This window comes from Pseudomonas cichorii (assembly GCF_018343775.1).
GTDB lineage: Bacteria > Pseudomonadota > Gammaproteobacteria > Pseudomonadales > Pseudomonadaceae > Aquipseudomonas > Aquipseudomonas cichorii.
On the sequence record NZ_CP074349.1, the window covers coordinates 1,031,915 to 1,058,072 of the forward strand.

Below are 26,158 nucleotides of genomic sequence, written 5' to 3' on the forward strand. Positions count from 1 at the left end.
CTTCTCGATTGAGCAGTGCAATGGTCGAGGCGAAATGGACAACCCTTCGACCAGAAAAAAATCAGGAAGTCGTCTGGCGCGACTCCTCGGCGCCAAGACTATCGTTATCTGACGACTTCGCACACCAGCCACAGTGAAAGCCCCGACCTATTTTTTGCTGGCGCTGTTCAGGGTCCAGTACCCAGGCACGGGATTGCCAAGGAGGCTGATGGCGAAGGTGTTGTGTGTGCCCGCAGGACAACACCACGATCCAGTGACCGTCTTCATCCTGCCGAAAATCGATAACCGTTGAGTTTTCCAATCGGGGCCGTCTGTCAGAGTTGCGTTCGCTTTCGAGCGATGGCTTGGTTAAACTTGCGCGTTCTTCAATCTTAAGCAAAAGGTCCTGCCCCATGCCGATCGCCGCCAACAAGGCTGTCTCTATTGACTATACCCTGACCAACGACGCTGGTGAGGTCATCGACAGTTCTGCCGGCGGTGCTCCGCTGGTCTACCTGCATGGCGCCGGCAACATCATCCCGGGCCTGGAAAAGGCACTGGTCGGCAAAGACGTCGGTGACGAGCTGAAAGTTGCCATCGAGCCTGAAGATGCCTACGGCGAATACTCCGCCGAGCTGGTCAGCACCCTGAACCGCAGCATGTTCGAAGGTGTCGACGAACTGGAAGTCGGCATGCAGTTCCACGCTTCCGGCCCGGACGGCAGCATGCAGATCGTGACCATTCGCGACCTGGATGGCGACGATGTCACCGTCGACGGCAACCACCCACTGGCGGGTCAGCGCCTGAACTTCGAAGTCAAGATCGTGAACATTCGCGATGCCAGCCAAGAAGAAATGGCTCATGGCCACATTCATGGTGAAGGCGGTCATCAGCACTGATTTGTGCTGCTAAGCTCAGGTAACTGACAAAGGCGCCCTGGCTGTTCTGCGATGACGACTTTCGTTACGCGGGTCTGCCACGGCGCCTTTTTGGTTCGCTCGGGCTTCAAGGGGGAGAGGATTTCATGAGTGCTTTTCACGACATTACATTGAAGGCGCTGAACGGGCAGGAGCTGCCTCTGGCGCCTTTGAAGAACACAGTGGTCCTGGTCGTCAACGTGGCCTCCAAATGCGGGCTCACGCCACAATATGCAGCGCTTGAAAGCCTTTACCAGCAGTACAAGGACAAGGGCTTCAGCGTTCTGGGGCTGCCGTGCAATCAGTTTGCCGGACAGGAGCCTGGTTCCGAGCAGGAAATCCAGGAGTTCTGCAAACTCAATTATGGCGTGACCTTCGCACTGGGCGAAAAGCTCGAGGTCAACGGAGCGCAACGCCATCCGCTGTATCGTCTGCTGGCCGGAGAGGGCGCCGAGTTTCCTGGCGATATCACCTGGAACTTCGAGAAGTTTCTGGTCGGTCGCAACGGTGCCGTGATTGCCCGATTCTCGCCACGCATGGCGCCGGATGATCCTGTGGTTATCCAGGCCATCGAAAAGGCCCTGGCCTGACGCCGTCTGCCGGGTGGCCTTGCGCTTGCCCGGCAATCAGCCTGAAACGGGTTTGACGCTCCGTTCCCTGGCCTCGCTGTCGTTGACGCTCAACAACTGCTGCTCGAACTGATCGATAATCGTCGTCCAGCCCTGACGACTGGCATGCTTGCGGGCATTGAGCCTTACCCTGCGCAGGGCTTCACTGTCTTCCACCAGCCAGCGTGCAGCATCAATGAATGCCTCTTCGTCACCGGGCATGGCCAGCGCGCCATTGTGACCGTGACGAATATGCTGCCCGGCAGCCGCTTCATCATAGGCCACCACGCCAAGCCCTGAGGCCAGAGCCTCAAGCACGACATTGCCGAATGTCTCGGTCAGGCTTGGAAAAAGAAACAGATCGCCGGATGCGTAATGCGCTGCCAGTGCCTCGCCGCGCTGCGTCCCGCAGAAAATCGCATCGGGTATCTGCTGTTCCAGAGGGGCACGTTGCGGCCCGTCTCCGACCACAATCAGTTTCAGAGTGCGCCGTGGATAGCTCGCTTTCAGCGTTTCAAAGCACGTTTTGAGCAAGCCCAGGTTCTTTTCCGGTGCCAGCCTGCCGACATGCAGGATGGCGGTATCACCCACCTGCAACCCCCAATTTTCGCGTAGTGCCTGCGAGCGTCTTGAAGGGTGAAACAACTGGCTGTCCACGCCGCGAGACAACAACTCGATCCGCTCGAAACCACGCCGTTCCAGCTCCATCTTCTGGCTGATACTGGGGACAAGCGTCATGCGCGAGCGATTGTGGAACCAGCGCAGGTAATGAGTCAGCAAGCGAGTAATGAACCCCATGCCGTATTGCTGGGTGTACTGCGGGAAATTGGTATGAAAGCCACTGATCACCGCAATCCCCAGCCGTCTGGCCGCTCGCAACGCAGAAAGCCCCAACGGCCCTTCGGTCGCGATATACAACACATCCGGACGTCGCCGCTGCCAACGACGCAACAGCTTGTGCATCGAAGATTGACCCCATTGCAAACCCGGATAACCCGGTATCGGCCACCCACGGCACAGCATCAAGTCGTCGGCAGCAAAACCTGCCTCCTCACCCTGACGCGGCCGAATCAACTCGACCTGATGCCCGCGCAAACGCAACCCGTCACACAGCCGCCCCAACGTATTGGCGACGCCATTGATCTCGGGAGTGAAGGTTTCAGTGATAAGCGTGACATGCAGAATTTTGCTCATGGGAGCAGTCTCGACCTGTTGCATGTCGGTTATGTGGCTGTTGGGTGATGGATTTGTGACGGGTCCCATAAAGCTGGATCTGCGTGTAGGACCGGATTTATCCGGGAAGAGGCCCGCCCATTCATTACATCTTTCTTGGTAGATATAACGCCTTCCCGGATAAATCCGGTCCTACATGAGTAGCGTTTTATATAAGTTCTGTGGAGAGCAAATTACCAATGGGCCATGTCTTTGAACTTCTGAGGAAGACAGTCATTGAAATCCAGGGTTTGCGCAGTCGCCATTGTTTTTGATCGCGGCCCCAGGCTTGTGACATTGATAAATGGTGAATCGGTATGAGTGTGCATTTTTCGACTCCATTCAGACTAAACAGCATCGTGCGTGAGTTGACGGCTCTGCGGGCTAGCCACTCTTTCCAGCGCTGCTGGCCTGGGCTCGAAGTCTTTGTCGTTGACGGCGGACTTCCTTTGTTCCGGGGTCATGCTTTGCAGGAAGAAGGTGGATCGTGGCTGTACCAGACGGGTCAGCGTTGCGGCTGCCGGGATGATTGCGGTGCCGGGGCCTGATGCCGCTTTTTTAGCGTTACTGAAAATCTGGGCAAAACGGCTGGAGCGCGGTTCAGGAATTCTTTCCAGTGCGGCAGGTTTGTAAGCGGTTTGTGCAGCGGCAGTTTTTGTTTTGACTTCCATGGTGTTGCATCCTGTGGGTTTATTGCAGGAGAGCAAAGAGGGTGCCAGCTTTTATAATTTGTTTTTAACGGAAGGTGATGCTTAGTGTTTAAGGGGTTTTAACAAGTGTCCTACATGAAGATCCTACAGCTTGTTTTGTTTTGATATCACTGCAAGGTTTTGCCCGTGCCGGTAATGTATTGCCAGTGTTTTTAAGTTGTTTTATAGAGGCGTAAAAGAGTGCTCTTTTTGTTGCGTGGGATGTTTCTTTTTATAAGTTTCAGGAGCGCCTCCATGCGCTCCTGTAAAAATCAGCGTTCTCTCACCCAGAACAACGTCGCACCGGCCACCGCCGCTGGCATCATCAGGATATTGAGCATCGGCACCAGCAACGCCAGATAAACGATGCCGCCGAAGCTTAGGCTTTGCCAGCGTTTGCTTTTCAGCCAGTCGAGCATTTCGTTCCAGCCCAGCTTGTGGTTGTCCGCCGGGTAGTCGATGTACTGGATAGCCATCATCCAGATCCCGAACAGCAGCCAGAGCGGGGCGGCGATCAGGTTGACCACAGGGATAAACGACAGAATGAAAAGCCCGAGCATGCGCGGCAGCATGTAACCCAGTTTGCGGGCCTCGCGTGCCAGGGTTCGGGGGATCATGGCGGCGAGCTCTGACCAACTGAAGTCAGGCGATTCATCCTTGCCCCGAATCACGGCTTCGACTTTCTCGGACAGAAAGCCATTGAAGGGCGCAGCGATGATATTGGCCAGCATGGTGAAGGTGAAAAACACCATCAGCAGCACCAGCGTCACGAACAGTGGCCAGAGAATGTAGTTCAGAAAGCTCAGCCAGTGCGGCAACGTCGGCATGAAGGCATCGACCCAGATACCGAACTGATGCAGGGCCAGATAGATCAGGCCACCGAACAGCACCAGGTTGATGCTCAGCGGCAGCAGGACGAACAGACGCAGGCTGGGACTGAGGATCAGTTTCAGGCCTTCTTTCAGGTATTGCGGGCCTGTCAGGGCAGGGGCGGGCATGGCAGCCTCCGAAAAATGGAAAACGCCCGACCTTACCGACTTTGCCGGGCGCTTGAAAGAGCTGTCATCGGCTCATGATGAGGGGCGTTGTGCATAGAAGTGGCCTATTAGGTGGATTGTGAATCGATATTTCCTTACCCTTCTTCACCCCGATAGGCTTTGCACCAATTTCATGACCTATCCTTTTCAACTTTCGATGGAGTCATCAATGAGTGTACTGGTAAAAAGGCATGACGGCTGACGCCTTGAGCGTGTAATGCATTGTTGCGGCACGAGTCGCAGCTCCAGAACTTTCAGGATTGTCGAGTTACAAAGCACTTCCCCAAGTGTTTCGGCAGTCCTTTTTTATCCAGCCGTTCCGACCGCGGCAAACCGGTCGGTCGATAGGAGTGTGTCATGTCCGACGTACGTCATTCCCGAGTGATTATTCTCGGCTCCGGCCCTGCCGGTTACAGCGCTGCGGTGTATGCCGCACGCGCCAACCTCAAGCCTTTGCTGATCACCGGCATGCAGGCTGGCGGTCAATTGACCACCACTACCGAAGTCGATAACTGGCCGGGCGACCCCCATGGCCTGACCGGTCCTGCGCTGATGGAGCGTATGCGCGAGCATGCCGAGCGTTTCGAAACCGAAATCGTGTTCGACCACATCAACTCCGTGGATCTGGCCGGCAAGCCATTCAGCCTCACCGGCGACAGCGCCGTTTACACCTGTGATGCCCTGATCATTGCCACTGGCGCCAGCGCTCGCTACCTGGGTCTGCCTTCTGAAGAAGCGTTCATGGGCAAGGGCGTTTCCGCTTGTGCCACCTGCGATGGTTTCTTCTACCGCAACCGTGAAGTGGCTGTGGTGGGTGGTGGCAACACCGCTGTGGAAGAGGCGCTGTATCTGGCCAATATCGCCAGCAAGGTGACTCTGGTTCACCGCCGCGAGACGTTCCGCGCCGAGAAGATCCTGATCGACAAGCTTCACGCACGTGTGGCCGAAGGCAAGATCGAGCTCAAGCTGAACGCGACCCTGGATGAGGTGCTGGGCGACGACATGGGTGTGACCGGTGCTCGCCTGAAGAACAACGACGGCACCAGCGATGAGCTGAAAGTCGACGGCGTGTTCATCGCGATCGGCCATACCCCGAACACTTCGCTGTTTGAAGGTCAACTGGCCTTGAAAGACGGCTACATGGTTGTGCACGGTGGTCGTGAAGGCAATGCCACTGCGACCAGCGTGGAAGGTGTGTTTGCAGCGGGCGATGTGGCTGACCACGTTTACCGTCAGGCCATCACCTCTGCCGGTGCGGGCTGCATGGCGGCACTGGATGTCGAGCGTTACCTGGACGGTCTGGCGAACGCTTCGTTCTGATCTGCAAACCCCCTGGGAACGTATTCATTCGCGAAGACTTCACGGATGAATCCGTTCCCACGGGGGTATGCGTTTCAACCCTTGCGCTTAAGCGGCTCACCTTCAAACTTCACACCGGCCAGGCCATGGGCGATCAGTGCCCGGATATTGCCGTGGTCCGTACCTTCTGGCGTGGCTTGTACCGAGCGGTAATGCTCGCCGAAAGCCAGCAGGGCTTCTTCGTCGCTCAAGCCTTCCAGCAAAGCCAGGCCCAGTGTCTTGCACGAGCCTTCGTTCTGACCGGCTGCGTTTTCGACGCTACCGTTCTTGAACGCTTGAGGCTGATAGTCATAGCCTGCCGCAATGAATGCCAGGGTGTCGGCAAAGGCGTGTTCGCCGCTCTTGAGGCTGGTACGCAGGGTATTCAGATCAGTCATGCTTGGTTTCCTTGGCGAACGCCGCTTTCTGTTCGGCGCTGGCTTCTTTCTGGTATTGGGCTTTCCACTCGTTGTACGGCATGCCGTAAACCACTTCGCGTGCCTCGTCGAGGCTGACATCGATCTGCTTCTCGTCGGCTGCGGCCTTGTACCATTTGGACAGGCAATTGCGGCAGAAGCCTGAGAGGTTCATCAGGTCGATGTTCTGGACGTCCTTGCGGCTGTCCAGGTGCGCGACCAGGCGGCGGAAGGCGGCTGCTTCAAGTTCGAGGCGTTGTTGCTCGGTCATGATGGGCTCTGTTGGCTAGGGATTGAGGGGAGGCAATGAATCATTCACCGGATCTCCCTTTCTTCAGGTGTCGACCACCATTGATGACGACACTGCTTCCTGTGGTGTAGCGGGCTTCCAGCAGATAGAAGACGGCTTCGATCAAGGGCTCTGCGCCAGGCTCGAATTGCAGCAGCGCCTTTTTCAGCGTCTGGCGGCGATAGTCTTCGTCGCTGTCCGGCTTGAGGATCAGCAGCCCCGGCAGGATCGCGTTCACGCGAATGTCGGGTGCATATTTCTCGGCGAACGACAGCACCATGTTCTGCAGGGCGGCCTTGGTGGCTGCATAGGCGATGTGGCTCTTGCTGCCGCGAGACGAGGTGTCATCGCAGATATGAATGATGTCGGTTTTTTCCGGCCCGGCCAGCAACTCACCCAGTGCCAGGTTCAAATGGTAAGGCGCTTCGACATGGAGCCTGAACATGATGTTCAGGTTTTCCAGACTGTCGTCCAGCCACAACGAAGCGTTGTGGATGATTGCACGCAGGCCATCGTAGTTGGAGGTGATGTAGTCGATCAGCGCCAGGCGATCCTGCTCCACGCCCAGATCAGCCTGAAATTGCACGATATTGGGGTGAGGCGAATTCTCTAGCAGGGTGCGGCTGACACTGATGACGTTATAGCCTGCCTGTGCCAACTGGATGGCCAGTTCCAGGCCGACTCGCTGGCTGGCGCCGGTTACAAGGATTGTCTTATTCATTCGGTGCAGTTGGCTTCAAGGTTTTTCGAGCATGAGACCTGCCCGACTCAAAGGCTCCAGCATAACTGAAGTTGTGCCGAGAGTGCGGGCAAGCTCTTGAAACCGCTGTTTTACATCAATTGCCGCCGACCGATTTACCTGCTGCTTCAGGCTCGCACGGCAACTTGTTCAACCAGTCGGCCAGCAGGTATGTGGACAGTGGAATGAACCAGTAAACCATCAGCGGCGTGAGAATCAGGGTGCTGATCATGATGCGCGGGACCAGCTCCAGATGACTGAGCAACGGCCCCAGCAGGAAATTGAATATCAGCGAGACAGGAAAGAACGCCAGCCAGATGGCCGCCGCTTGTTTCCAGCGGGGCGGGCGTTGATTGGCCGCTCCAAACCAGCCATCGATGCCGCTGACCCGGCGCTCTTGTGGCTGGGCAAAAAGTCCGCTGCCGCGCACCAACCATGAGCGTCGAGAGGCCGAATGCTCCCAGGCGTGCATGGTTTCAGAGTCGGCGAAGCGAAAAATGATCTGGAATTCATCATCTCCCGGCGGAGGCGCCAGGACACCGGAGCCCAGATATCCGGGAAAATCGGTAGCAAGTTGTTCGCCTTCGTGCAGCCAGGTCATGAGTTCCTGGTAACGACCATGGGCAACGCGGCGTGCAACCATCAAGGTGACGGGAGGGGTAGACATTGTGTATCTCCGATAGACGAGTGAGATTCCCGGATAGGGAAGTCACATGACACGGCTCCGGGGTGGTGGGGCGGTGTCAGCTTCGCTTTGAAACAAGCAAGGATTGTTCCTGAAAACGCGGCGAGAAGCTATCGGTGCAGTGCGAGGTCTTAACGGTGCATGGCGGGGTGCAGGCGTTGATGTTGTTTGTGCAGGTAGCGCAGCAAGCGTTCGGAGTCTTCCTTGCTGTCCTGATTCAATCGATAAGCGCCAAAGCCATTGGTGGTCATGCGCACCAGTGTTCCTTTCAGGGGGATCGGAGTGTTGCCAGACGGGCTGAACCAGGCGCTGAACTGCCTGGGCGGTTTTTTCGGTTTGCGGTATTCGAGCAGCACACCCTTGGACGAAACCTCATGAACCCAAAGCGAGGTCAGTGCGCCTTTTTCGGTCTCCAGCGCAATGGGCTCGGGCAGTATCAGGCGCCAGGGGCGAACCTGCGGGCCTTCTTCAAAAATGGTCGGGGTGCCCAGTTCCAGATGCAGAGCATGAAATTCATCCTCGACCAGATGCAGAGGGAAATTCATCTGCTGATCTTCAAACTGGGCGTGGAGCGTCACTTGTTCATGGGCTGCCAGGCGAGTCAGCAGGTTCTGTATCTGCACGCCACCATTCACAATCAGGCTGCGCGTGCTGTCACGCACGTTGAGCCTGGGGTTGTGCTGCATGCTCTGGATAAAATCCAGCTCAGCCTGGGTGAGGATTGAGTCGGGTTGCATGATGAACTCGAACGGAACAGTGGACGATAAGAAAAAAGACCGTAAATTCCTTTTTCTGTTCTGACCGTTCGTCAGTTTCTTCAGAATCGCTCCCGAAAATTTTGCAGGAGACCTGGGGATAGACTACCGCTGCAAAATGCAAAGTCAGTCGCAGGATCGATAAGGCATAATGTCCGACTCTTTTACTCTGCCACAGGATTTGTCATGAGAGTCGCTATCATTTCCGGCTCGGTCTATGGATCGGCCGAAGAGGTTGCCCGTCATGCTGGCGCGCTTCTGCGCAATGCGGGTCATGAAACCGTGTACAACTCGCGCATCACACTGGCCGAGTTGCAGGCCTTCGAGCCCCAGGCCTTGCTGGCCGTGACCTCGACCACAGGAATGGGCGAACTGCCTGACAATCTCCTGCCTCTTTATTCACAGCTTCGCGATGTCCTGCCGGCCTTCCTGAGAGGCTTGCCCGCCGGTGTAATTGCCTTGGGCGATGCCAGTTATGGCGATACTTTCTGTGGCGGCGGCGAACAGATACGCGAGTTGTTCGCCGAGCTGGGCGCAGTTGAGGTGCAGGAAATGCTGCGGCTGGATGCGAGCGAAAGCGTTACGCCGGAAAGCGATGCCGAGCCCTGGCTGGCAGAGTTCATCAAGCACCTGGGGTAAACCGTTGTATTGAATAGGGCGCTGGAGTGCTCATGCATTTCAGTGTCTTTTATAGTGCAAGAGAGGTTTTTTCTTTTTAATTTGTAAGATAGAGGTATTCAATAAGTAGGATGTGGATGGATTTTTATCCGGCTATTAATTGATTCTCCTCTGCTCCGATATTCAAAGAGTGCCCACTCGATGAATAAGGAGTATCAAATGCCAAAGTCTATTGTTGGCAACTTGCCACAGTTTTCTATAAAAGCGCCTCCCAAGAAAGAAGCCGCCAAGATAAACGCGCCCCAGATCAGCCAGATACTGCAAGAGGCCAGCAGCACTAATTTTGGTGCCATCAGCCTGCTGGTGATGGAAAAAAGAAGCATGAAGCCGCTCTTCAAGGGCTTTAATCCGGAGCAGATCACGCCCAAGGAACTGACCAGAGCGGGCATGCGGCTTTATAACGGCGGGTTTATCGATAATCACACGGCAGAACTCTTGAGCCGTACCGGAGACGAGTTCGACAAGAAGGGCAAAGCTGTAAACCCGGACAAGCAAATAAATGCCCTGGAGTTTTTCGCCGAGCGAATTGCCGAGATGAAAAACAAGGCTTTGATGGGCGACCCTTATGCGAAGATTCTATTGCCCGATTACGTCAAGGCCATTCATGTCATCCAGAACCTGTACACCTTTGCTACCACCGGCACCAGCATGGAGATGATGAAAATCAAGGAAGCAGAGAAAACCGGAAGGCCTCCCTTGATTCCGAGGCCTGACAAGTAAAAATATCAGACTCTGCCGTCAATGAAATGCACTGCTGGGCGGTAACTGACTCAGCCTCTCCACCACCTTGAGGCGTTGTACAGGGTCGTTACTCAGCAGCAGTGCATGTTCCAGATCGAAGCGTTCTGCCTGCGGGCATTCGAGGGTTTGATACAGGCTGGCGCGGGCCAGGTGATCGTGACTGGTGGCCTGGCCCAGTTCGACGATCCGGTCGGCATCCTTGAGTGATGCCATGAAGTCGTCATTGACCAGATGCAGATGCCGCAGGTTGCGTGACATGCGCTGCAACATACCCAGTGGCGTGGCCTTTACCATGTGCTCGACTTGCAATTGCATGTCTGGCCCGAATTGGCGCACCAGCAGTTCGCGGCAATCCTTGGGGTACAGCCGACGTCCACTGCAAGGGTCCAGCAGGTGATCGGCGCCGGGTACGCGCAGCAGGAAATGCCCGGGGAAGTTGACGCCTTCCAGTGTGATGCCCAGGCGCCTGGCCAGTTCCATGGCGATCAATGCAATGCCCAGCGGCTGGCCCTGGCGACGTTGCAGGATCCTGTGCAGCAGGGCCGACTCCGGTTTGGGAGGGTTCCAGTCGTCCTGCTTGAAACCCAGACTGTTGAGCTGGCGCAGCAAGGGCTGAGCCAGTTCACTGGCAGGCAAGACCGGCAGCGCCGTATTGAGTTGGCGCTGCAACTGATCGACCTCTTCTGTTACCTGATGAGGCAGAAACCGTGAGTCATGTTCGGCCGAAATCCATAACGCGGCCTCGAACACCGAGGGCGGTGTACGCTGCAGGCACGCCAGGCAGTTCTGTCGTGGAGTCATTGGCCACTCCGTGTGGGCTCGTTCGTCTTAAACACTCACAACCATGATTCTTTTAAACCTGGCTGCGGGTTTCGTCCAGCGGTGCTTGCATATGCCTGAATGGTCAGTTGCTTTCCTCGGTAGCGCCTATACTCGCTTTATTAACAAGAACCGGGGAGCACTATTCAATGTTTGCTCTCATGCAACGGTCACGTACCGAAGCTCTTCATCTGGTCTGCGATCCGCAGACAGGTCTCAAGGCTGTCATCGCGATTCATAGCAGCCGCCTGGGGCCAGCTCTGGGTGGATGTCGTTATATGGCCTATCCAGATGAAGATAGCGCCATCGAAGATGCTATTCATTTGGCAAGAAGTATGAGCTACAAGGCGGTTCTTGCCGGTTTGCCGCTGGGGGGCGGCAAGGCGGTGATCATGCGGCCTTCACACATTTACAGCCGCGCTGCCATCTTTGAATCCTTTGGCCGTTTTATTGAAACCCTGGATGGTCGCTATATCACGGCAGTGGATAGCGGCACTTCCAGCGAAGACATGGATTGCGTGGCCATGCACACCCGGCATGTCACCAGCACCAGCGAATCCGGAGATCCATCACCCTATACCGCCATGGGCGTTTTCGCCGGTATTCGCACCACGGCCATGGCGCGTCTGGGCAGCGACAATCTTGAAGGCCTGCGCGTGGCGATTCAGGGCCTGGGCCATGTGGGTTATGCGCTGGCGGAAATGCTGCATGCAGCAGGTGCCGATCTGCTGGTCAGCGATATGGACAGCGGCAAGGTGCAACTGGCCATGGAACAGTTCGGTGCCCATCCCATCGCGTGCGAGGCCTTGATGAGCACGCCTTGCGACATTCTGGCGCCTTGCGCCCTTGGCAACGCTCTCAATTGCCAGAGTGTGCCGCAACTGCGCTGCGCGGCAGTGGCTGGTGCCGCCAATAACCAATTGAGCAGCTTGCAGGTCGCCGAGCAACTGGAAGCTCGCGGCATTCTTTATGCGCCGGACTATGTCATCAACTCCGGCGGCCTCATTTATGTAGCCCTCAAACATAAAGGAGAAAATCAGAACGCTATCACCGCGCATCTTTTACGAATCGGGCTACGATTGACGGAGGTGTATGCCCATTCACAGGCCGAAAAACGCTCACCCGCGTGTATCGCCGATGCGTTGGCAGAGCGCCTGCTGAATGTCGAATGATGGCCCACCATCCCGGAGCCGTTCGACCTGATCTTCGCCGCCAAAAGCAGCGATTCATGATCACCACGCATACCCCGCGTGACTGGAGTAGCGAATGTCTAACAAGATCAAGCTTGCGTATACCCGTTACCTGGCCCCCGACGGTCGCTTGACCGGAGAGCTTCCCCCTTGGGCCGATGACTTCAACCTGCTGACACGCCTTTATCGGCAAATGGTCCTTACCCGTCTGTTCGACCAGAAAGCCGTCGCCCTGCAACGCACCGGCCGTATCGGCACTTACGCGCCGACCCTTGGCCAGGAAGCCATCGGTGTCGCCATTGGCAGCCTGATGCATCCCGAAGACGTACTGGTTCCCTATTACCGTGACACCGCCGTACAACTGATGCGTGGCGTGCGCATGGAAGAAATCCTTCTTTACTGGGGCGGAGACGAGCGAGGCAGTGCCTATGCCGAGCCTGCTGTGGCCCAGGACTTTCCCCTGTGCGTGCCGATTGCGACCCAGGCCCTGCATGCCTGCGGCGTGGCCAGCGCGTTCAAGATCCGGGGCGAGCATCGCGTGGCCGTCACCACCTGTGGCGATGGCGCGACCAGCAAGGGCGACTTTCTCGAAGCCCTCAATGTCGCGGGCGCCTGGCAATTGCCGGTGGTGTTTGTCGTCAACAATAACCAATGGGCGATTTCCGTTCCCCGGCGCATCCAGTGCGGCGCGCCGACCCTGGCTCAGAAGGCCATCGGAGCGGGTTTCCATGGCGAACAAGTCGACGGCAACGACATAGTCGCTGTCTACGACCGCATGCAGATTGCCCTCGAACGGGCACGCAAAGGTAAAGGTCCGGTGTTGCTCGAATGCCTGAGCTATCGACTGGGCGACCACACCACCGCCGACGATGCGACTCGCTACCGTTCCGGCGAAGAGGTCAAGCAGGCCTGGCTGGAAGAGCCCGTCAAACGGCTGCAATCCTATATGGTCAGCCAGGGTGTGTGGGATGAAGGACGCGAGCAGACGCTGATCAGCGAGTGCCAGGGCCTGGTGCAAATCGCGGTGGACGTGTTTGAAAGCACCGGCACTCAGTCTCCCGAGTCCGTCATGCAACATGTCTACGCCAAATGGCCTGACGCGCTGGCGGAGCAGCATGAGTGGTTCATGGAGCGTGCTGCACGTCGTGCCGGAGGTGATCATCATGGCCAATGAAAAAGTCAGCTTGCTGGAAGCCGTGAACCTGGCGATGCACCGGGCCATGGCCGAAGACGAAAACGTCGTGGTGCTGGGCGAAGACGTCGGCGTGAATGGCGGTGTGTTCCGCGCGACTCAGGGGCTGCGTGACAGCTTCGGCTTCAAGCGGGTGATCGATTCGCCTCTGGCGGAAACCATGCTCGGCGGTCTGGTGGTCGGCATGGCGGCACAGGGTTTGAAGCCAGTGGTGGAAATCCAGTTCATGGGTTTCATCTATGCTGCCATGGAGCATCTGGTTTCCCATGCCAGCCGCATCCGCAATCGCACCCGTGGGCGCCTTTCCTGCCCGATGGTGCTGCGCACGCCCATGGGCGCGGGGATTCGTGCTCCCGAGCATCACAGCGAAAGCACCGAAGCCATGTTCGCTCACGTACCAGGCTTGCGAGTCGTCATCCCTTCCTCACCCGCCCGCGCCTATGGATTGTTGCTGGCGGCCATCGACGATCCCGATCCGGTGATCTTCCTGGAGCCGACCCGGCTCTATCGCATGAATCCGCAACCCTTGATCGACGACGGCAAGCGTTTGCCGCTCGATAGCTGTTTCACCTTGCGTGAAGGCAGCGACATTACCCTGATCAGTTGGGGCGCCAGTGTGCATGAAACCCTGCAGGCAGCCAGTGCGCTGGCCGAGCGCGGTGTTTCGGCAGAAGTCATCGATGTGGCCTGCGTCAAACCCCTGGACCTCGACACCCTTGAAGCCTCCGTACGCAAGACCGGGCGCTGCGTGATCATCCACGAAGCACCGCGTTCATGTGCCGTCGGTTCTGAAATCGCCGCCAGCCTTTATGAGCGGGCCTTCATGGATCTGCAGGCACCCATCCAGCGTGTCACCGCCCCGGATATTCCACCGCCGTTGTACCGGCTGGAGCAGCTCTATATCCCGGCAGTGGAAGACATTCTGCATGCCTGCGACACCGTGCTCGATTTCGCCTGACGCCCAAGGAGGCTTGCGATGAAATATTTCAAACTGCCCGATCTGGGCGAAGGTCTGCAAGAAGCGGAAGTGGTCCAGTGGCACGTCAAGGAAGGTGACACCGTGCGTGCCGATCAACTGGTGGTTTCGGTCGAAACCGCCAAGGCCATCGTCGATATCCCCGCACCTTATGACGGCGTGGTCGCCAAACTGTTTGGCGGCGACGGCGATGTCCTGCATGTGGGCGAACCCCTGATGGCCTTTGAAGGCGAGGGCGATGCCGGCACTGTAGTCGGACGCCTTGAAGGTGGCGGCAGCCAGGATGATCAGTTCTGTGTCGGTGCAGCGCCTTCGACCCGTGAACACCTGTCCATAAAAGCCACGCCTGCTGTGCGCCAACTGGCCCGGCAACTGGGTGTGGAATTGAACGCTCTGGCGGGCTCAGGCAATAACGGCCTGATCACTCGCGCCGATGTCGAGCGGGCGGCACAGATCGAGCGCGACCGTTTTGGCGGCCAGCGCTTGCGCGGTGTGCGGCGCAGCATGGCGCTGAACATGGCCAAGTCCCATGCTGAAGTGGTGCCGGTAACAATCTTTGGTGATGCCGACTTGCATCGCTGGGCGCAGGCCCGTGATCCATTGATTCGTCTGGGCAAGGCCATGGCCGAAGCCTGCAAGGTGGAGCCGGTGCTCAATAGCTGGTTCGACGGCAAATCCCTGTCGATCAAGCAGCATGAAACCCTCAACCTGGGCATCGCCGTCGACACGCCGGATGGCTTGTTCGTACCGGTGCTGCGTGATGTGGGCAACCGAACGGCGGCTGACCTGAAAGAAGGCATGAGTCGCTTGCGCGCCGACGTCAAAGCCCGCTCCATCCCGCCGCAGGAAATGATGGGCGCAACCATCACCCTGTCCAACTTCGGCACCTTGTTCGGGCGTTACGCCAACCCGATTGTCGTACCGCCGCAAGTGGCAATCATTGGTGCAGGAGGGATTCGTGAAGAGCCTGTGGCCATGAATGGAGAGGTGGTTATTCACCCGATCCTGCCGCTGTCACTGACCTTCGATCATCGAGCTGTAACGGGAGGCGAAGCAGCGCGATTCTTCAAGGCGCTGGTGGATGAGCTGGAGAAGCCGGAATGATGGAGGTGTAACAGGTTGCATCTTTCGCGAATGAATTCGCTCCCACGGAGCGAATTCATTCGCGAACCCCCGATTCACTCGGTTTCAGCTTCGGTTTCACTCAACAACTCATTCAAGGCATCCGGCTGGCTCTTGAAGGCGCGGGCGAAGATGTCGCGATTTTTTGCCATGTAAATCCCGGCTTCTTCAACCTGGGCTTCCGTCAGCGACGGCACGGCCTTGTTCAACACTGTTGCCAGCAACTCGGCGAGTTCAAGCATCTTGTCATGACGATCAGCTTCGGCTTTATCCATGAACAAACGCTCCAGATCTCGGCTGCTGCGGTATACCACTTCGACGGCCATTCACTACCTCACATGCCCTTGCGATAAATTTAATGAATACTGTATTTTTGTACAGTGTTTAGCATAAGCCAATCCGCTTCCCTTGAATAGTGGCCTGAAAACACATTTTTTGTCTGCCCGGTGTGCCTTGCGACAACCCGTCGCGCTCTCAACCATAGCCTATGGCCCTGTTCCTGCTTTAAAAAGCAGCAGTGCAGAGTGTCATGTGCATACAGCATCATCCGGTTGGTAAAAATTCAGGTTTAGAGGTAGAGCGTCATGGGAAACAAATGGGCAGAAAAGATGCGGCAAAAAGTGCATTCGCAGGCCGAATCGCTGGGGAATCTCTGTGTGGAGAGCTTCCACTTTCTGGCACTGTTCGCCATCGGCGCCATCACTGCCTGGGCATCGGTCGTCGCCTTTCTGGGCATGGTCGAAAAAGGCAACATCACGGTCGATGACATCCTGCTGCTGTTCATCTACCTGGAACTGGGTGCGATGACGGGGATTTACTTCAAGACCAACCACATGCCCGTCCGCTTCCTGATCTACGTCGCCATCACGGCACTGACCCGGTTGCTGATCTCGGACGTCTCCCACCACAACCCGCCAAGTATCGGGATCATCTACCTGTGCGGCGGCATCCTGCTGCTGGCGATTTCGATTCTGGTGGTGCGTTATGCGTCGTACAAATACCCGTCGGCGAAGATTCCGGACCCGTTCAGTAATGTGAAAGGGGCGGTGACGGAGGAGAAGGGCGAGGTTTGATGGTTTGGGGCCGGAGCGGGTGCTCCGGCTTTACTGGGTTTGGTGTGTTTCAGCTTTTGGCCGTTCTCTGCCCGTCGCCAGACGGCAGAAAACGGCCGATTCTGTTGAAAAAGTCGACCTTGGTTTCCACGGCAGAAAAGTACGCGTCTGAGATTGAAATCCTTACTTTTGACTGAGGCTTCCGGGCTCAGATTTCACGTAGCAACGTGCAAAAGTTGCATTTTCCCCGGTCAATATACGGGCAGTTTGAGCGGAGCGACTTTTTCAACACAATCGGCCAGAAGCAGACGTAGGCATCAGCTCCGCATTTGACGGCTGGCAGCCGCCTTCCCTCATTTTCACTTTTTTAGATCTTCGTGCCATAGGTACTGTGCAGCAATTGCTCGCTTTTTCAATCTCCGACTAGCGGCCCAAGCAGCTAAATCCCACCAACCTCGACCACAGGCCTTTACAAGGTACTCTGCAATGTTGATATCGTTGCATATCGATTCTGCGCGAAGGACTGCTCACATGTCTTCCATTACTGCTCTTGATGCTCAGGGCCAGCGGCTGTTGGCGCTCCTAGTAGCCAAACTACCCTCTGCAAGGCCTACAAACCCGCAAACCTTCATCGGTTACAAGGAAGCGCACGACCGTCTCGGCCTACCTCAGCTGCGAGAAAAATTTGGCGAGAGCCTCAAGGCGCAAGGACTCCATTCTCTTGCTGAGTGGACGCATGAAACTGGCAAACCAGCGATCACCGGCTTGGTGATTGATCGCAACTCATTGATGCCGGGCAAAGGCTACTTTGAGTTGTTTGGCCGACAGCCAGAGGACTTTGCCTGGTGGAGGGAGGAAATCGAAAAATCGAAAAGCTTCGATTGGTTGCCATTTCTCCCGCAGGAGACTGTTCCAAAGTCGCCTGCGGCCGTTGATATTGAAGGTTCAACTGATCGCGCAGAAGTAACAACTTATCGGATCATTCGCGACACATTGCTGGCGCGGCGAGTCAAGCAACTACACAACTACCAATGCCAGCTCTGCGGTCACACGATCGTACTACCTGATGGGAGCCGGTACGCTGAAGCCCATCATGTTCAGCCACTGGGAGCCCCCCATAACGGACCGGACATATTGGAGAACATCGTCTGCGTGTGCCCGAATCACCACGCCGAGCTTGATTACGGCGCACGCACTCTCAACCAAGCCGACCTCCGACCAGTAGAGGGACACTCCCTTGGCGGCCGCTATGTGGCATACCACAATACGAACGTCCACAAGGTGCCTTAGGCACCCGCAAACAGCGAGGACTCCGTAACATGACCACGCCTACCGAATTGGATCGCCTTGCCTTTTCGTTTTTTCGCGAATTCGCACGCTGCGAGTATTGCCTCAAGACTGTTGGGCTTCTGGAGGGTTCCCCAAGCAAACCACAGGCCGACTGGGGCACCTTTGCAGCACAGGTGATCGCAGTTTTTGACGTGCCACCGAATGCCGAAACTGAAGGAGCGATCCAGTACTACCTTACTCATCCCCCTAAAAAACAAGTGCTTTTAGACGGAGTCCTCAGTTGGTCGACGACGCTTCCCAGTCATCAGAGCCAAGCAGAACTTGTTCTGCGCCTCGTATGCAGAGTGAGGAACAACTTGTTCCATGGGGGGAAATTCAACGGCCATTGGTTTGAGCCACAAAGGAGCAAGGAATTACTTCATCGAGGGCTGGTAATCCTACGAGCGGTAGTCTCAGGCCACTCCAAGGTTCGCGAAGCCTATGCGAATCGGGCTTACTGATCGGCTCTGATGACCGTCCACTCTTGGCCGAAGACAATCAGTCGGCGTCTACGGATACACCTAGGCTTGCCTGAACGGCTTTTTTTGGAGAGTTTTAAAAACTCGGCAATATCGGGCATTTTATTCGACCAACAAGCAGCACACGCCCCCAACCAAACCCCACAACCAAGAGACATATGAATAGATTCCTATACAAATACATGCCTTTAAGACCGGACTTCTTTAAAAATCCAATGATCCGGGCAACTCCGGCCTTGGATCTGAACGATCCTTTTGAAGGACACTTCAACAAAAACCAAGTGCGCGACGCAGATCGAAACCAAAGAGAATATTACAAAAAAAATGGTAAAGAGGTCTACGAAATTGACGACGCAGCAATCAATGACAGCATGGGAGTAATCCAAAGCGAGCTATTCGACCTAGGCATTCTTTCTTTTACTGAAGACTACAACAACCCACTCATGTGGGCTCACTATGCCGACAACCATAAAGGAGTAGTAGTCGAGTTCGACTTTAGCGTTCCATTTTTCACGGACTCGCTGAAAGAGGTTAATGGCCGCAAGAGTCGATTCGGAGAAAGCTATCTTGCTGACTTCTTTGAGTTCCCAGAGAAAGTTGATTATCGCAGAGAAATGCCAAGCTTTGAGAGATCGGAGCTTTCAGCACCGGATTCAATGAATGAATTCCACTGGAATAAATTCAATCGCACGATATTATTCACCAAAGCAAATGATTGGATTTACGAGAAAGAACAGCGATCTATTGTCCAGCTAAAAGACGCCGATTCAATAATATGCAACGACAACCCGTACATTAGAAAACAATGCACTCTCGATCCTAGCATTGAGCTGGTAGAATTAGGGAATAACAAAATACAAATAATCTACCCTAACGAGTACGAGATGCACGAAGAAATGGGGGATCAAAGCATAAAAACTGAGATTCATTTTTTAGCCACAGACTACAAGGAGCCAGCCATTCATTTGTTTAGAATTAACCCTATAGCCATTAGCGGAGTGTATTTCGGGTGCAACGCCACTGAGTCTCTATCTTTGGAAAATATAGAAAAAAACTCATCCCTGAAGCATCTCACCAATATTTATAAAATGCGCATCAATGACACGCAGTACCAGTTAAACCCCTCCAAACTAATAAAAAATATCTAGGCGACACCTACGGCGCACCTGATTTTGGCGATGGCAGACTGACTGCCTAGGGGCGACATGAATCAGTCGCCGTAGGCGGCAGTCTACCGATACCAGTCAGTCATGAAAGGAAGAAGCAGTGAACGCGGAAATATGCCAGCGCTAAGTTAGAGCGGCTTCCAAAGCCTCCTCATCCACAATGTCGTCAGACTCGAAGATGCCGGTCTCGGCAATTTTTTCTCGAGCGTTTTCGATGTCCTGCACGAACATGACCACAGCGAGATCCCTAGTCGCTCGGGAGCAACACACGTAGAAAAGCCTTCTGGTGCGATCCATCACGCTATCCTTGCCCTGTGCAAGGTTTTCCAGATCAGTATCTGAGGGCTCCACAATGCCGAAGTATTTTTCGTAGGAGAACTGCCTTTGTCCTCTACCTTCTTCGTCATCTATGAGCACCAAAACGCGTTCGAATTCCGCCCCCTTCACTCCCTGCTGGGTCGCAAACGGTGAAAGATCTTCGAGGTAGTGACGATAGCCAGCCAATTCACCGACACCGCAACGTAGGAAAGCCGACACGGCGGGGATCTCAGGATCATCATCGTCGGCTGTGCGGTCTGGGCCCAAGTATTTTGTCCACGCTTCGTCCAGTTGTAGCAGACCTGCTGCCTGGGAGTGAACGAGCACGTCCTGCAGCAATGCATCGCTCGAAAAAATGAGTCTGGCCAACTCTGTTGTGGATGCTTGCAATGCCCGAAGCACCGCTACCGGATCGCTACCGACCAGAGCCGTTGGCTGCAGTAACGGACATTCCGAACGCAGAAAAGTCATGACGTCGAGCTTTCGGTTTTCTGAAACCGCCGTTGCCAAGGGGAGCAAGTAATTCAGAAACGGCCGCAGCGGCCATGCGGTGCCGTCCTTAAGGCCCTCCTTGATGGACGGTGGTGCATCGTTGTCATTCAAAGCAGCGTAAAGATTCGGAAAGCCGAGCCTCGCTGCCGCCATCCGATGCACGACAACCAAAACCCTGAAGTCAGCGGCAGGATCATCACTCACCCAATGATCGTCATCGTTCGTACGCCGCATCCATTCACGAACTTTAGCTAGCTTCATAGAGCGATGGTCATCTGCTCTCAGTAGGAAGAATCGAACAGATCCCATAACAGGTTCAGGATTGCCGTCGACCCAGTTCATCCGGCCTCGTGTTTGAGACAAACCGTCATCGGGCTCCCGGATAGCATTCACTACCTGGAGCACTCGCTGCGGACACCTGAAATTTTCTGGCTTGGTGATTTGCTCCCAGCCTGCGGCCGTCTCAATGACTCCAGCACCTTCAAGGTAGATTTTTTGCATCGGATCGCCAAAAAATCCGAGGCAGAACTCCACAGGAGTCGTCTCGGCGATCCTTCTAAATGCAGCCACTACTTCCGGACGCGTGTCTTGGCTTTCATCAATGAAAAGGACTGGATACCTGCTGGCGATGACATCACGAAGCAACTGGCTCTGCTCGATTAGCTCGACCGCCGCCGAAATAACGTCGAAGTGCCCGAGTACACCTCGCCCGAAATCGCTTCCGGCACCGTAGTTAAAATGAGTCAAATGCCTTACGGCCTCAAGGTGACGCTGGTAACGCGCGATATCTTTCACGAGCCGCTCACGAGTTGCTGCCCGAGTCCTAGGCTTGTCGTGATGCTGCTGCGCCTCGGCGATTTTCTCGTGGATCCTTGCGATGACCCAAGCCTTCAAGTTCACTTGGAATGGCCTGATTGCCGTCCACAGAAAACTATGAATCGTCGAGACATGGAACAGCGGATCGTTACCTACGTCCCCCCAGATCTCCTTGACCGCTACTTCAGTGTAGGTAATGCAAGCGACTCTCTGACCACGCATGTTGAGCTTTAGTCTTCGCGTCTGGCCGAGGTGCGCAAGGGCCTTTACCAGCGACGTCGTCTTCCCAGAACCCGCGCCAGCAACCATGACAAAGCTGCGTTGAGGACGCTGGTCCAAGCACAACCTTAGTTCGATATCTGCTTGAGTATCCGGCTGACCGATACGCGCAGTCATACCTCACCCCCGTTGAGAGGCGCCTCCGCCTCAGCTACTGCGGGCGGTGGCGGGGCGACCAGATCCTCCAACCAACGAAGACCGTCCGAAATGTAATTTGGCACCGTCCATGCCGACGGCTCTTGAGCCAGCAGCCCGAGAGCGAAATCAGTTTTACGAAAACTTGAGCTTTTGACCTTACGGTAAAGGCGCTCCGCAATACCTGCGATTTCCAGATTGTTGGAACCCTTGATACGTAGGCCGAGATCCTTGCGGTCCAGATGCTGCGTCCAGGTTAGATTTTGCAGTGCAAACGCTTCCTCCAACGTCCTGCCTGTCCTCACCTGAGTCGCTCCGCCCCACACCACCGCTACTGGTGTCTGGTAAGCAACGCGTACAAGGGCGCCGCCTTCTTCGTCTCGGAGTTGAGTGCGCTGTTCGGCAGTCGCAGCCAGCAGATCGTCAATCGTGGTGTGCCCAGGCAGCCACTTGATCAACGTCTGGTTTGAAGTAAGAGCCCCGGCTTCATGAACCATGCACGCCTTGCGCCCTTTACGTCTCGCTTCAGCCTCCTCCGCGTCCTCATTGTCGTCAGGCTCTGCATCCGCTGGATCCTCATCAACCGGCAACTCGCCGTTTGCGGCTAAAGCGCCCGCTGCAGGCGGAGAAACACTGTCAATGTCGGTCACGATCAGAGAAGTGAGCCCCAAGAAATCAATGAGGCCTTTGAATCGATGTCCGAACGCGCCACCCACATCTAAAACGCTCAAATAGTTCGACTGAAGTCGAGGTGCAGCTTTAGCAATCATTTGCGGCATCAGCAGCCGCTCGACGTTCCCTTCAACCAAAATGGCCGCATCAGCGAAGAACATGTCGCAGTGCGTTAGCCTGAGATATCGCTCAAGAAAATCCCTAGTGCGGTCATTTGGGTCGTTAGGATCTACGGCCGCCTCATAAAAAGCTGCCATGCTGAGCACTTGAGATTGCTGTATGCCGGCATCCGCTACTCGCCGAAAATATCGAATAGGTTTAAAGCCTCGCTCGTAAAGGACGTGAGGCGAGTGCGTCGAGACTACAAGCTGGCTGGTGCAATATGGGCTGTCTTCCTCGGGCACGGCGAGGATGTCTAACACTTTCCGAATGAAAACCTGCTGCAACTGAGCATGAAGATGCGCCTCCGGCTCTTCTATGAATATCAGGTGGAGCGGTGGGCGGTTTTCCTCAATGTCCAACCATCGACCGTGAACATCGAGCAGTTCAACAACCATATAAATCAGGTTCTTGAAACCTAGGCCGTTGTACCTATCAGGCAAGGTTGCCGTGACCTCTGCTGCTCCGAGAGCGCCGAGCGCGTAGTGCACACGTGCCCCTTCATGGCTACTCAGAATGGTCGCAGGGTTCAATGCAGTCTTGATCAGCAGCCGAGGATTGTTGACCCCGGGATAGCCCAGATCGGCCAAACGCTCCAAAGTGGGACCGAAGACACGTTCCAGGTGGTCATTCAGCAGACTCTCGGACTGGTATAGTGCGCGCTGAGCGTCATAATCCTCGCCGCGCTTCTCAAGGTTCCGTTCATAGAAACGACTCAAACAGCGGGAGAGATCTTCGGATCGAGATCCAGCATTGGAGTCGGACAGGTGACGCTGGGCATGTAAACAGTCGACCTTTACCAAGCTACCCAGCACATCCCTGCCACTGCGACCCTTATCAGGAACCAAGCGTAGAGGCACGTAACCATCAAGCTGTTTAAACTCAGTGTCAAATCCGGCGCTATCGAGTATGTAGTACCGCAATTCGAAATCACGCCGTAGTCTGTCACCTACGGTGTCTGCAATGAAGTCACAAAGGTCACGCGGTCGCGGGTTGTACCCGTCTTGCGCAATGGCTGGCTCCATGTCTTCCTGTGCCACGCCTTCCCCTGCAGGCTGCAACTGAGCATGCCGTGCGCTGGCCCGTGCTTCTTGGAAACTGCTTCTCAGAAGGCCGGCATCTGCTGCTGCGAGCTCCACTCGAATACCAACCCGGCTACCTTGCCAATCTAGGCTAGGTAGCAGATCTACAACTCGATGCAGATCGGCTGGCGTGACGCAAAACCAGATGTCGAGGGAGATGGTTGGCAGTTCGACTCCGTCCGCCCCTTCTCCGAAAGCGTTGATGGCATCCCAGCACTCTGAGCTGAAATCATGGAGGGTAAATCGATCCTTCGAAGCTGAGGTAAAAAGCTGCAAAGCGTGCGCCGCAGATGTTTTACCGCTGTTGTTGGCCCCGACGAATATTGAAATATCGGACGCCAGATCGATGCGAGTGTCCTTCAGACGACGGAAATTACGCACCCAAACGGTCTCAATATGCATATCACTTCGTTCCCTGAAAATAGTTTTTGAATACTGAATGAGTCGCTTCCACTTTCCCAGACACGCCAAGTAATTTAGTTGGGTGCACAGGCCCTCTGAACAATGTCCGCTTCTGGCCGATTCTGTTGAAAAAGTCGACCTTGGTTTCCACGGCAGAAAAGTACGCGTCTGAGATTGAAATCCTTACTTTTGGCTGAGGCTTCCGGGCTCAGATTTCACGTAGCAACGTGCAAAAGTTGCATTTTCCCCGGTCAATATACGGGCAGTTTGAGCGGAGCGACTTTTTCAACAGAATCGGCCGATTGGAGCCTTTCGCGACAGGCAGGAATCGGTCGATTTTGTTGAAAAAGTAGCTCCCCGAAACTATTGATGTCGCCGCAATTCGCGGTGGCTGTTTTCAAACCAAGCGGCATTCGTCTTTTTTGCAAAGCATGGAGCATTGTGGCCCGGGTTTTGCGGTTTTCTTGTATGGACGTTTGGAACGTTTCGGGACGCTCAAACCACAGGGCTACTGTGTCGCAGTCGTTGCTGCTGGTGACCGAGCTGCGGTAAATCGTTCACTGGCCGATATTAAACAGGCGTTTATTCAGGGCGATGTTACTGTTACATTTGTACCTGCGGCGGGAGGCGACCGCTGACGGAAATTTATATCGGACGTAAACTCTTCATTAGCCAGGAGGCTAGCAATATGTCGGCACAACCCCTCACGCACCTGCTTATAGATACCGATGTCGATTTCGACGACTACATGGCCATCTCGTATTTGCTCAAGCATCATGCGGTAAAGGTCGAAGGCATCACAGTGACAGGGGTGGGCGCTGTTCACTTGAGTCACGGTGTTGAAAACGTCAGTAACTTCCTCACGCTGTTCGATGACCCAGAGATAGAGCGCATCCCCGTTGTCACTGGTTTTCAGCGGCCCATGGTGTACAGCAATACCTTTCCTTTTGAAACACGCCAGGCATCGGATCAACATTACGACGCTCCGTTTCCGCGGAAAAACCTGAATCCCACACGGACCGATGCGGTCGCGTTCTTAAGGGATACATTGAAAAACGCCGAGCATAAATTTACCGTATTAATGATCGGTGGCGGCACGACCTGGGGGCATATGTTTCAGCAGGCTCAAAACGATAACGCATTACAAGATTTGTTGCGTAGCAAAATAGATCGCATCGTGATGATGGGGGGTAATTTGTTGCCGCAATACGTCCAGCCTGGCGCGGGCGGTAATATTATCGACGCCTTGGGCGACACGCCCTACTACACCAATAAAGTTGCCGAATGGAACATCTTCCTGGATCCGCTTGCTAGCCAATATGTCTTTAATGGCGGGATTCCAGTGCAATTGGTTGCGCTGAACGCTTGTAACCAGATCCTCATTGATCGGGATTTCCTGCGAGGGCTTTCCAGCATTCACGACCCGGTTGCTCAATTCCTCACAAACGTGCTGCAAAGCTCGACCATAGCCCCCGGTATAGGCACCTATCTGTATTTTTGGGACCCCTTGGCGGCCATTGCGATAACCGACCCTCGGTTTCTCCAATTTACCCGCTATGGCCTGTTGGTCGAGCAAGATCTGAACGAAGAACAGGATACCAGCGGGAAGTTGATTCCGGATGACTCTGGCGCTCCAGTCGACGTAGCCCTAGGAACGTCACCAGGGTTCGTCTTGTCGCTTTATCTGGACACCCTTGCCGGGAAGTCGGCCGAGGCCACGGCTTAAAATGTGGTCAATGCAACGGGGAGGACGGTCGATGAGTAGAGTGTTCTGTGTTCTTGCAACGGGCTTGGTCTTCCTGGCGGGTTTTACGTAGCGACGCGGGTTTCAAAACGGGGGAAATGCACTCTGGCCCCTGGCAGACCGCTATGGGCCGATTTCTGCCGATCACAACTACCAAAGTATCAGCCAAATGCTCTCGCCAACAGCCGATCAAGCAATTGTAGTCACACCGCAAGAGAAAAGAAAAATTGATTGTTCCGTGAGACTGGATAGAAGCCCGTATATCCACAACATTATGTCGTCGGACCGGATAATGCAGAGCATCACCCAATCCGGCCCTACGCTGTAACTACAGCGTCAACGCACCTCCACCCGCTCCAACGACCGATCCAGCTCACTCCTGGCCATGCCAATCAGATGCACAACAGAAAAAGCCAGATCACGTTTCGGGCCATTGAGGCTGTCGCCGGATTCGTAGGCGGTGGCGGCTGCGCAGCGCAGCAGGTCGGAGACGTATAGCAGGGATTCTTCGAGAGAAGACGGCGGTGGGTCGGGCGTTACTTTTTTCATGGCTAAGTCCTCGTAAGGCCACCTGCAAATCGCTGCTAAACGATTGAGGGTGGCGACTTTGACGCGGGTTAGCAGACCGGGACTTAGCCAAAACCGGCGCAC

Annotated in this window: 28 protein-coding genes; 14 read left to right on the forward strand and 14 right to left on the reverse strand. The window is 55.2% G+C overall.

From position 1 onward, the window contains the following. Positions 1–61 precede the first annotated feature (61 nt). Positions 62–379 carry a DUF3565 domain-containing protein gene (locus tag KGD89_RS04655; protein WP_122321707.1) on the reverse strand — a complete coding sequence of 106 codons (318 nt, stop codon included), beginning with the start codon at positions 377–379 and terminating at the stop codon, positions 62–64. 13 nt (positions 380–392) lie between these two features. On the opposite strand from KGD89_RS04655, the gene KGD89_RS04660 reads away from it, so the two are divergent. Together KGD89_RS04660 and KGD89_RS04665 are read left to right on the forward strand one after the other, a co-directional pair. Continuing rightward, on the forward strand, positions 393–878 hold the full coding sequence (locus KGD89_RS04660; RefSeq protein ID WP_025258650.1) for an FKBP-type peptidyl-prolyl cis-trans isomerase: 486 nt from the start codon (positions 393–395) through the stop codon (positions 876–878). 125 nt (positions 879–1,003) lie between these two features. After that, a complete protein-coding gene (locus KGD89_RS04665; RefSeq protein WP_025258651.1) occupies positions 1,004–1,486 on the forward strand; it encodes a glutathione peroxidase in 483 nt (160 codons plus the stop codon). Positions 1,487–1,522: 36 nt separating this feature from the next. On the opposite strand, the gene KGD89_RS04670 is transcribed toward KGD89_RS04665, so the two are convergent. From KGD89_RS04670 to cysZ, 3 genes are all read right to left on the reverse strand, one after another. Beyond that, positions 1,523–2,698 carry a glycosyltransferase family 4 protein gene (locus KGD89_RS04670; RefSeq protein ID WP_025258652.1) on the reverse strand — a complete coding sequence of 392 codons (1,176 nt, stop codon included), beginning with the start codon at positions 2,696–2,698 and terminating at the stop codon, positions 1,523–1,525. Positions 2,699–3,063: 365 nt separating this feature from the next. Next, positions 3,064–3,387 carry a hypothetical protein gene (locus tag KGD89_RS04675; RefSeq protein ID WP_025258653.1) on the reverse strand — a complete coding sequence of 108 codons (324 nt, stop codon included), beginning with the start codon at positions 3,385–3,387 and terminating at the stop codon, positions 3,064–3,066. A 290-nt stretch (positions 3,388–3,677) separates the two neighbouring features. Beyond that, on the reverse strand, positions 3,678–4,403 hold the full coding sequence (gene cysZ, locus KGD89_RS04680; RefSeq protein ID WP_025258654.1) for a sulfate transporter CysZ: 726 nt from the start codon (positions 4,401–4,403) through the stop codon (positions 3,678–3,680). A gap of 396 nt (positions 4,404–4,799) precedes the next feature. Between cysZ and trxB the strand changes: the two genes are divergently transcribed. Then, a complete protein-coding gene (trxB, locus tag KGD89_RS04685) occupies positions 4,800–5,762 on the forward strand; it encodes a thioredoxin-disulfide reductase (RefSeq protein ID WP_025258655.1) in 963 nt (320 codons plus the stop codon). A gap of 74 nt (positions 5,763–5,836) precedes the next feature. Here trxB and KGD89_RS04690 read toward each other — a convergent pair whose 3' ends face one another. The 5 genes from KGD89_RS04690 to KGD89_RS04710 form a co-directional block, all read right to left on the reverse strand. Next, positions 5,837–6,178 (reverse strand): HopJ type III effector protein, encoded by a 342-nt coding sequence (locus KGD89_RS04690; protein ID WP_025258656.1) that lies wholly within the window; start codon positions 6,176–6,178, stop codon positions 5,837–5,839. Further along, on the reverse strand, positions 6,171–6,467 hold the full coding sequence (locus KGD89_RS04695; protein ID WP_025258657.1) for a DUF1244 domain-containing protein: 297 nt from the start codon (positions 6,465–6,467) through the stop codon (positions 6,171–6,173). The genes KGD89_RS04690 and KGD89_RS04695 overlap by 8 nt, the downstream gene beginning before the upstream one ends. A 40-nt stretch (positions 6,468–6,507) precedes the next feature. Further along, positions 6,508–7,206 carry a dihydromonapterin reductase gene (gene folM / locus KGD89_RS04700; protein WP_025258658.1) on the reverse strand — a complete coding sequence of 233 codons (699 nt, stop codon included), beginning with the start codon at positions 7,204–7,206 and terminating at the stop codon, positions 6,508–6,510. Positions 7,207–7,321: 115 nt separating this feature from the next. Continuing rightward, positions 7,322–7,891 (reverse strand): antibiotic biosynthesis monooxygenase, encoded by a 570-nt coding sequence (locus KGD89_RS04705; protein WP_025258659.1) that lies wholly within the window; start codon positions 7,889–7,891, stop codon positions 7,322–7,324. Between the two features lie 149 nt (positions 7,892–8,040). Further along, positions 8,041–8,646, reverse strand: a complete 606-nt coding sequence (locus KGD89_RS04710) for a hypothetical protein (RefSeq protein WP_025258660.1) — start codon at positions 8,644–8,646, stop codon at positions 8,041–8,043. A 204-nt stretch (positions 8,647–8,850) separates the two neighbouring features. Between KGD89_RS04710 and KGD89_RS04715 the strand changes: the two genes are divergently transcribed. Continuing rightward, a complete protein-coding gene (locus tag KGD89_RS04715; protein WP_025258661.1) occupies positions 8,851–9,303 on the forward strand; it encodes a flavodoxin in 453 nt (150 codons plus the stop codon). A 198-nt stretch (positions 9,304–9,501) separates the two neighbouring features. Continuing rightward, positions 9,502–10,062, forward strand: coding sequence for a hypothetical protein (locus tag KGD89_RS04720; RefSeq protein WP_038399752.1), 561 nt, complete (start codon positions 9,502–9,504; stop codon positions 10,060–10,062). An 18-nt stretch (positions 10,063–10,080) separates the two neighbouring features. Here KGD89_RS04720 and KGD89_RS04725 read toward each other — a convergent pair whose 3' ends face one another. After that, positions 10,081–10,884: a SirB1 family protein gene (locus tag KGD89_RS04725; protein WP_025258663.1), complete on the reverse strand. Its 804-nt coding sequence runs from the start codon at positions 10,882–10,884 to the stop codon at positions 10,081–10,083. Between the two features lie 167 nt (positions 10,885–11,051). Between KGD89_RS04725 and KGD89_RS04730 the strand changes: the two genes are divergently transcribed. The 4 genes from KGD89_RS04730 to KGD89_RS04745 all read left to right on the forward strand — a co-directional run bounded on the left by KGD89_RS04730 (position 11,052) and on the right by KGD89_RS04745 (position 15,364). Further along, entirely contained in the window at positions 11,052–12,074 is a 1,023-nt protein-coding gene (locus KGD89_RS04730) for a Leu/Phe/Val dehydrogenase (protein ID WP_025258664.1), read from the forward strand. Positions 12,075–12,168: 94 nt separating this feature from the next. Next, complete coding sequence (gene pdhA, locus KGD89_RS04735) at positions 12,169–13,266, forward strand: pyruvate dehydrogenase (acetyl-transferring) E1 component subunit alpha (protein WP_025258665.1); 1,098 nt, start codon at positions 12,169–12,171, stop codon at positions 13,264–13,266. Further along, the gene (locus tag KGD89_RS04740) at positions 13,256–14,242 is read left to right on the forward strand and encodes an alpha-ketoacid dehydrogenase subunit beta (RefSeq protein WP_025258666.1); all 987 of its coding nucleotides are present in this window, start codon (positions 13,256–13,258) and stop codon (positions 14,240–14,242) included. Before pdhA ends, KGD89_RS04740 begins: the two co-directional genes overlap by 11 nt. 18 nt (positions 14,243–14,260) lie before the next feature. Then, positions 14,261–15,364: a dihydrolipoamide acetyltransferase family protein gene (locus KGD89_RS04745; protein ID WP_025258667.1), complete on the forward strand. Its 1,104-nt coding sequence runs from the start codon at positions 14,261–14,263 to the stop codon at positions 15,362–15,364. Positions 15,365–15,438: 74 nt separating this feature from the next. Here the strand turns inward: KGD89_RS04745 and KGD89_RS04750 are convergent, their stop codons facing one another. After that, positions 15,439–15,708 (reverse strand): YebG family protein, encoded by a 270-nt coding sequence (locus KGD89_RS04750; RefSeq protein WP_025258668.1) that lies wholly within the window; start codon positions 15,706–15,708, stop codon positions 15,439–15,441. A gap of 258 nt (positions 15,709–15,966) precedes the next feature. On the opposite strand from KGD89_RS04750, the gene KGD89_RS04755 reads away from it, so the two are divergent. The 4 genes from KGD89_RS04755 to KGD89_RS04770 all read left to right on the forward strand — a co-directional run bounded on the left by KGD89_RS04755 (position 15,967) and on the right by KGD89_RS04770 (position 19,390). Continuing rightward, on the forward strand, positions 15,967–16,455 hold the full coding sequence (locus tag KGD89_RS04755) for a phosphate-starvation-inducible protein PsiE (RefSeq protein ID WP_025258669.1): 489 nt from the start codon (positions 15,967–15,969) through the stop codon (positions 16,453–16,455). Between the two features lie 510 nt (positions 16,456–16,965). Then, positions 16,966–17,724 (forward strand): HNH endonuclease, encoded by a 759-nt coding sequence (locus KGD89_RS04760; RefSeq protein ID WP_025258670.1) that lies wholly within the window; start codon positions 16,966–16,968, stop codon positions 17,722–17,724. 29 nt (positions 17,725–17,753) lie between these two features. Beyond that, on the forward strand, positions 17,754–18,224 hold the full coding sequence (locus tag KGD89_RS04765) for a hypothetical protein (RefSeq protein ID WP_025258671.1): 471 nt from the start codon (positions 17,754–17,756) through the stop codon (positions 18,222–18,224). A 176-nt stretch (positions 18,225–18,400) separates the two neighbouring features. Then, complete coding sequence (locus KGD89_RS04770; protein WP_025258672.1) at positions 18,401–19,390, forward strand: DUF2971 domain-containing protein; 990 nt, start codon at positions 18,401–18,403, stop codon at positions 19,388–19,390. A 141-nt stretch (positions 19,391–19,531) separates the two neighbouring features. Here the strand turns inward: KGD89_RS04770 and KGD89_RS04775 are convergent, their stop codons facing one another. Beyond that, entirely contained in the window at positions 19,532–21,430 is a 1,899-nt protein-coding gene (locus KGD89_RS04775) for a UvrD-helicase domain-containing protein (RefSeq protein WP_025258673.1), read from the reverse strand. Continuing rightward, the gene (locus KGD89_RS04780; protein WP_025258674.1) at positions 21,427–23,763 is read right to left on the reverse strand and encodes an ATP-dependent nuclease; all 2,337 of its coding nucleotides are present in this window, start codon (positions 23,761–23,763) and stop codon (positions 21,427–21,429) included. The genes KGD89_RS04775 and KGD89_RS04780 overlap by 4 nt, the downstream gene beginning before the upstream one ends. A 688-nt stretch (positions 23,764–24,451) precedes the next feature. On the opposite strand from KGD89_RS04780, the gene KGD89_RS04785 reads away from it, so the two are divergent. Further along, positions 24,452–25,489: a nucleoside hydrolase gene (locus tag KGD89_RS04785; RefSeq protein ID WP_025258675.1), complete on the forward strand. Its 1,038-nt coding sequence runs from the start codon at positions 24,452–24,454 to the stop codon at positions 25,487–25,489. 354 nt (positions 25,490–25,843) lie between these two features. On the opposite strand, the gene KGD89_RS04790 is transcribed toward KGD89_RS04785, so the two are convergent. Continuing rightward, positions 25,844–26,056, reverse strand: coding sequence for a DUF6124 family protein (locus KGD89_RS04790; RefSeq protein ID WP_025258676.1), 213 nt, complete (start codon positions 26,054–26,056; stop codon positions 25,844–25,846). Between the last annotated feature and the right edge of the window lie 102 nt (positions 26,057–26,158).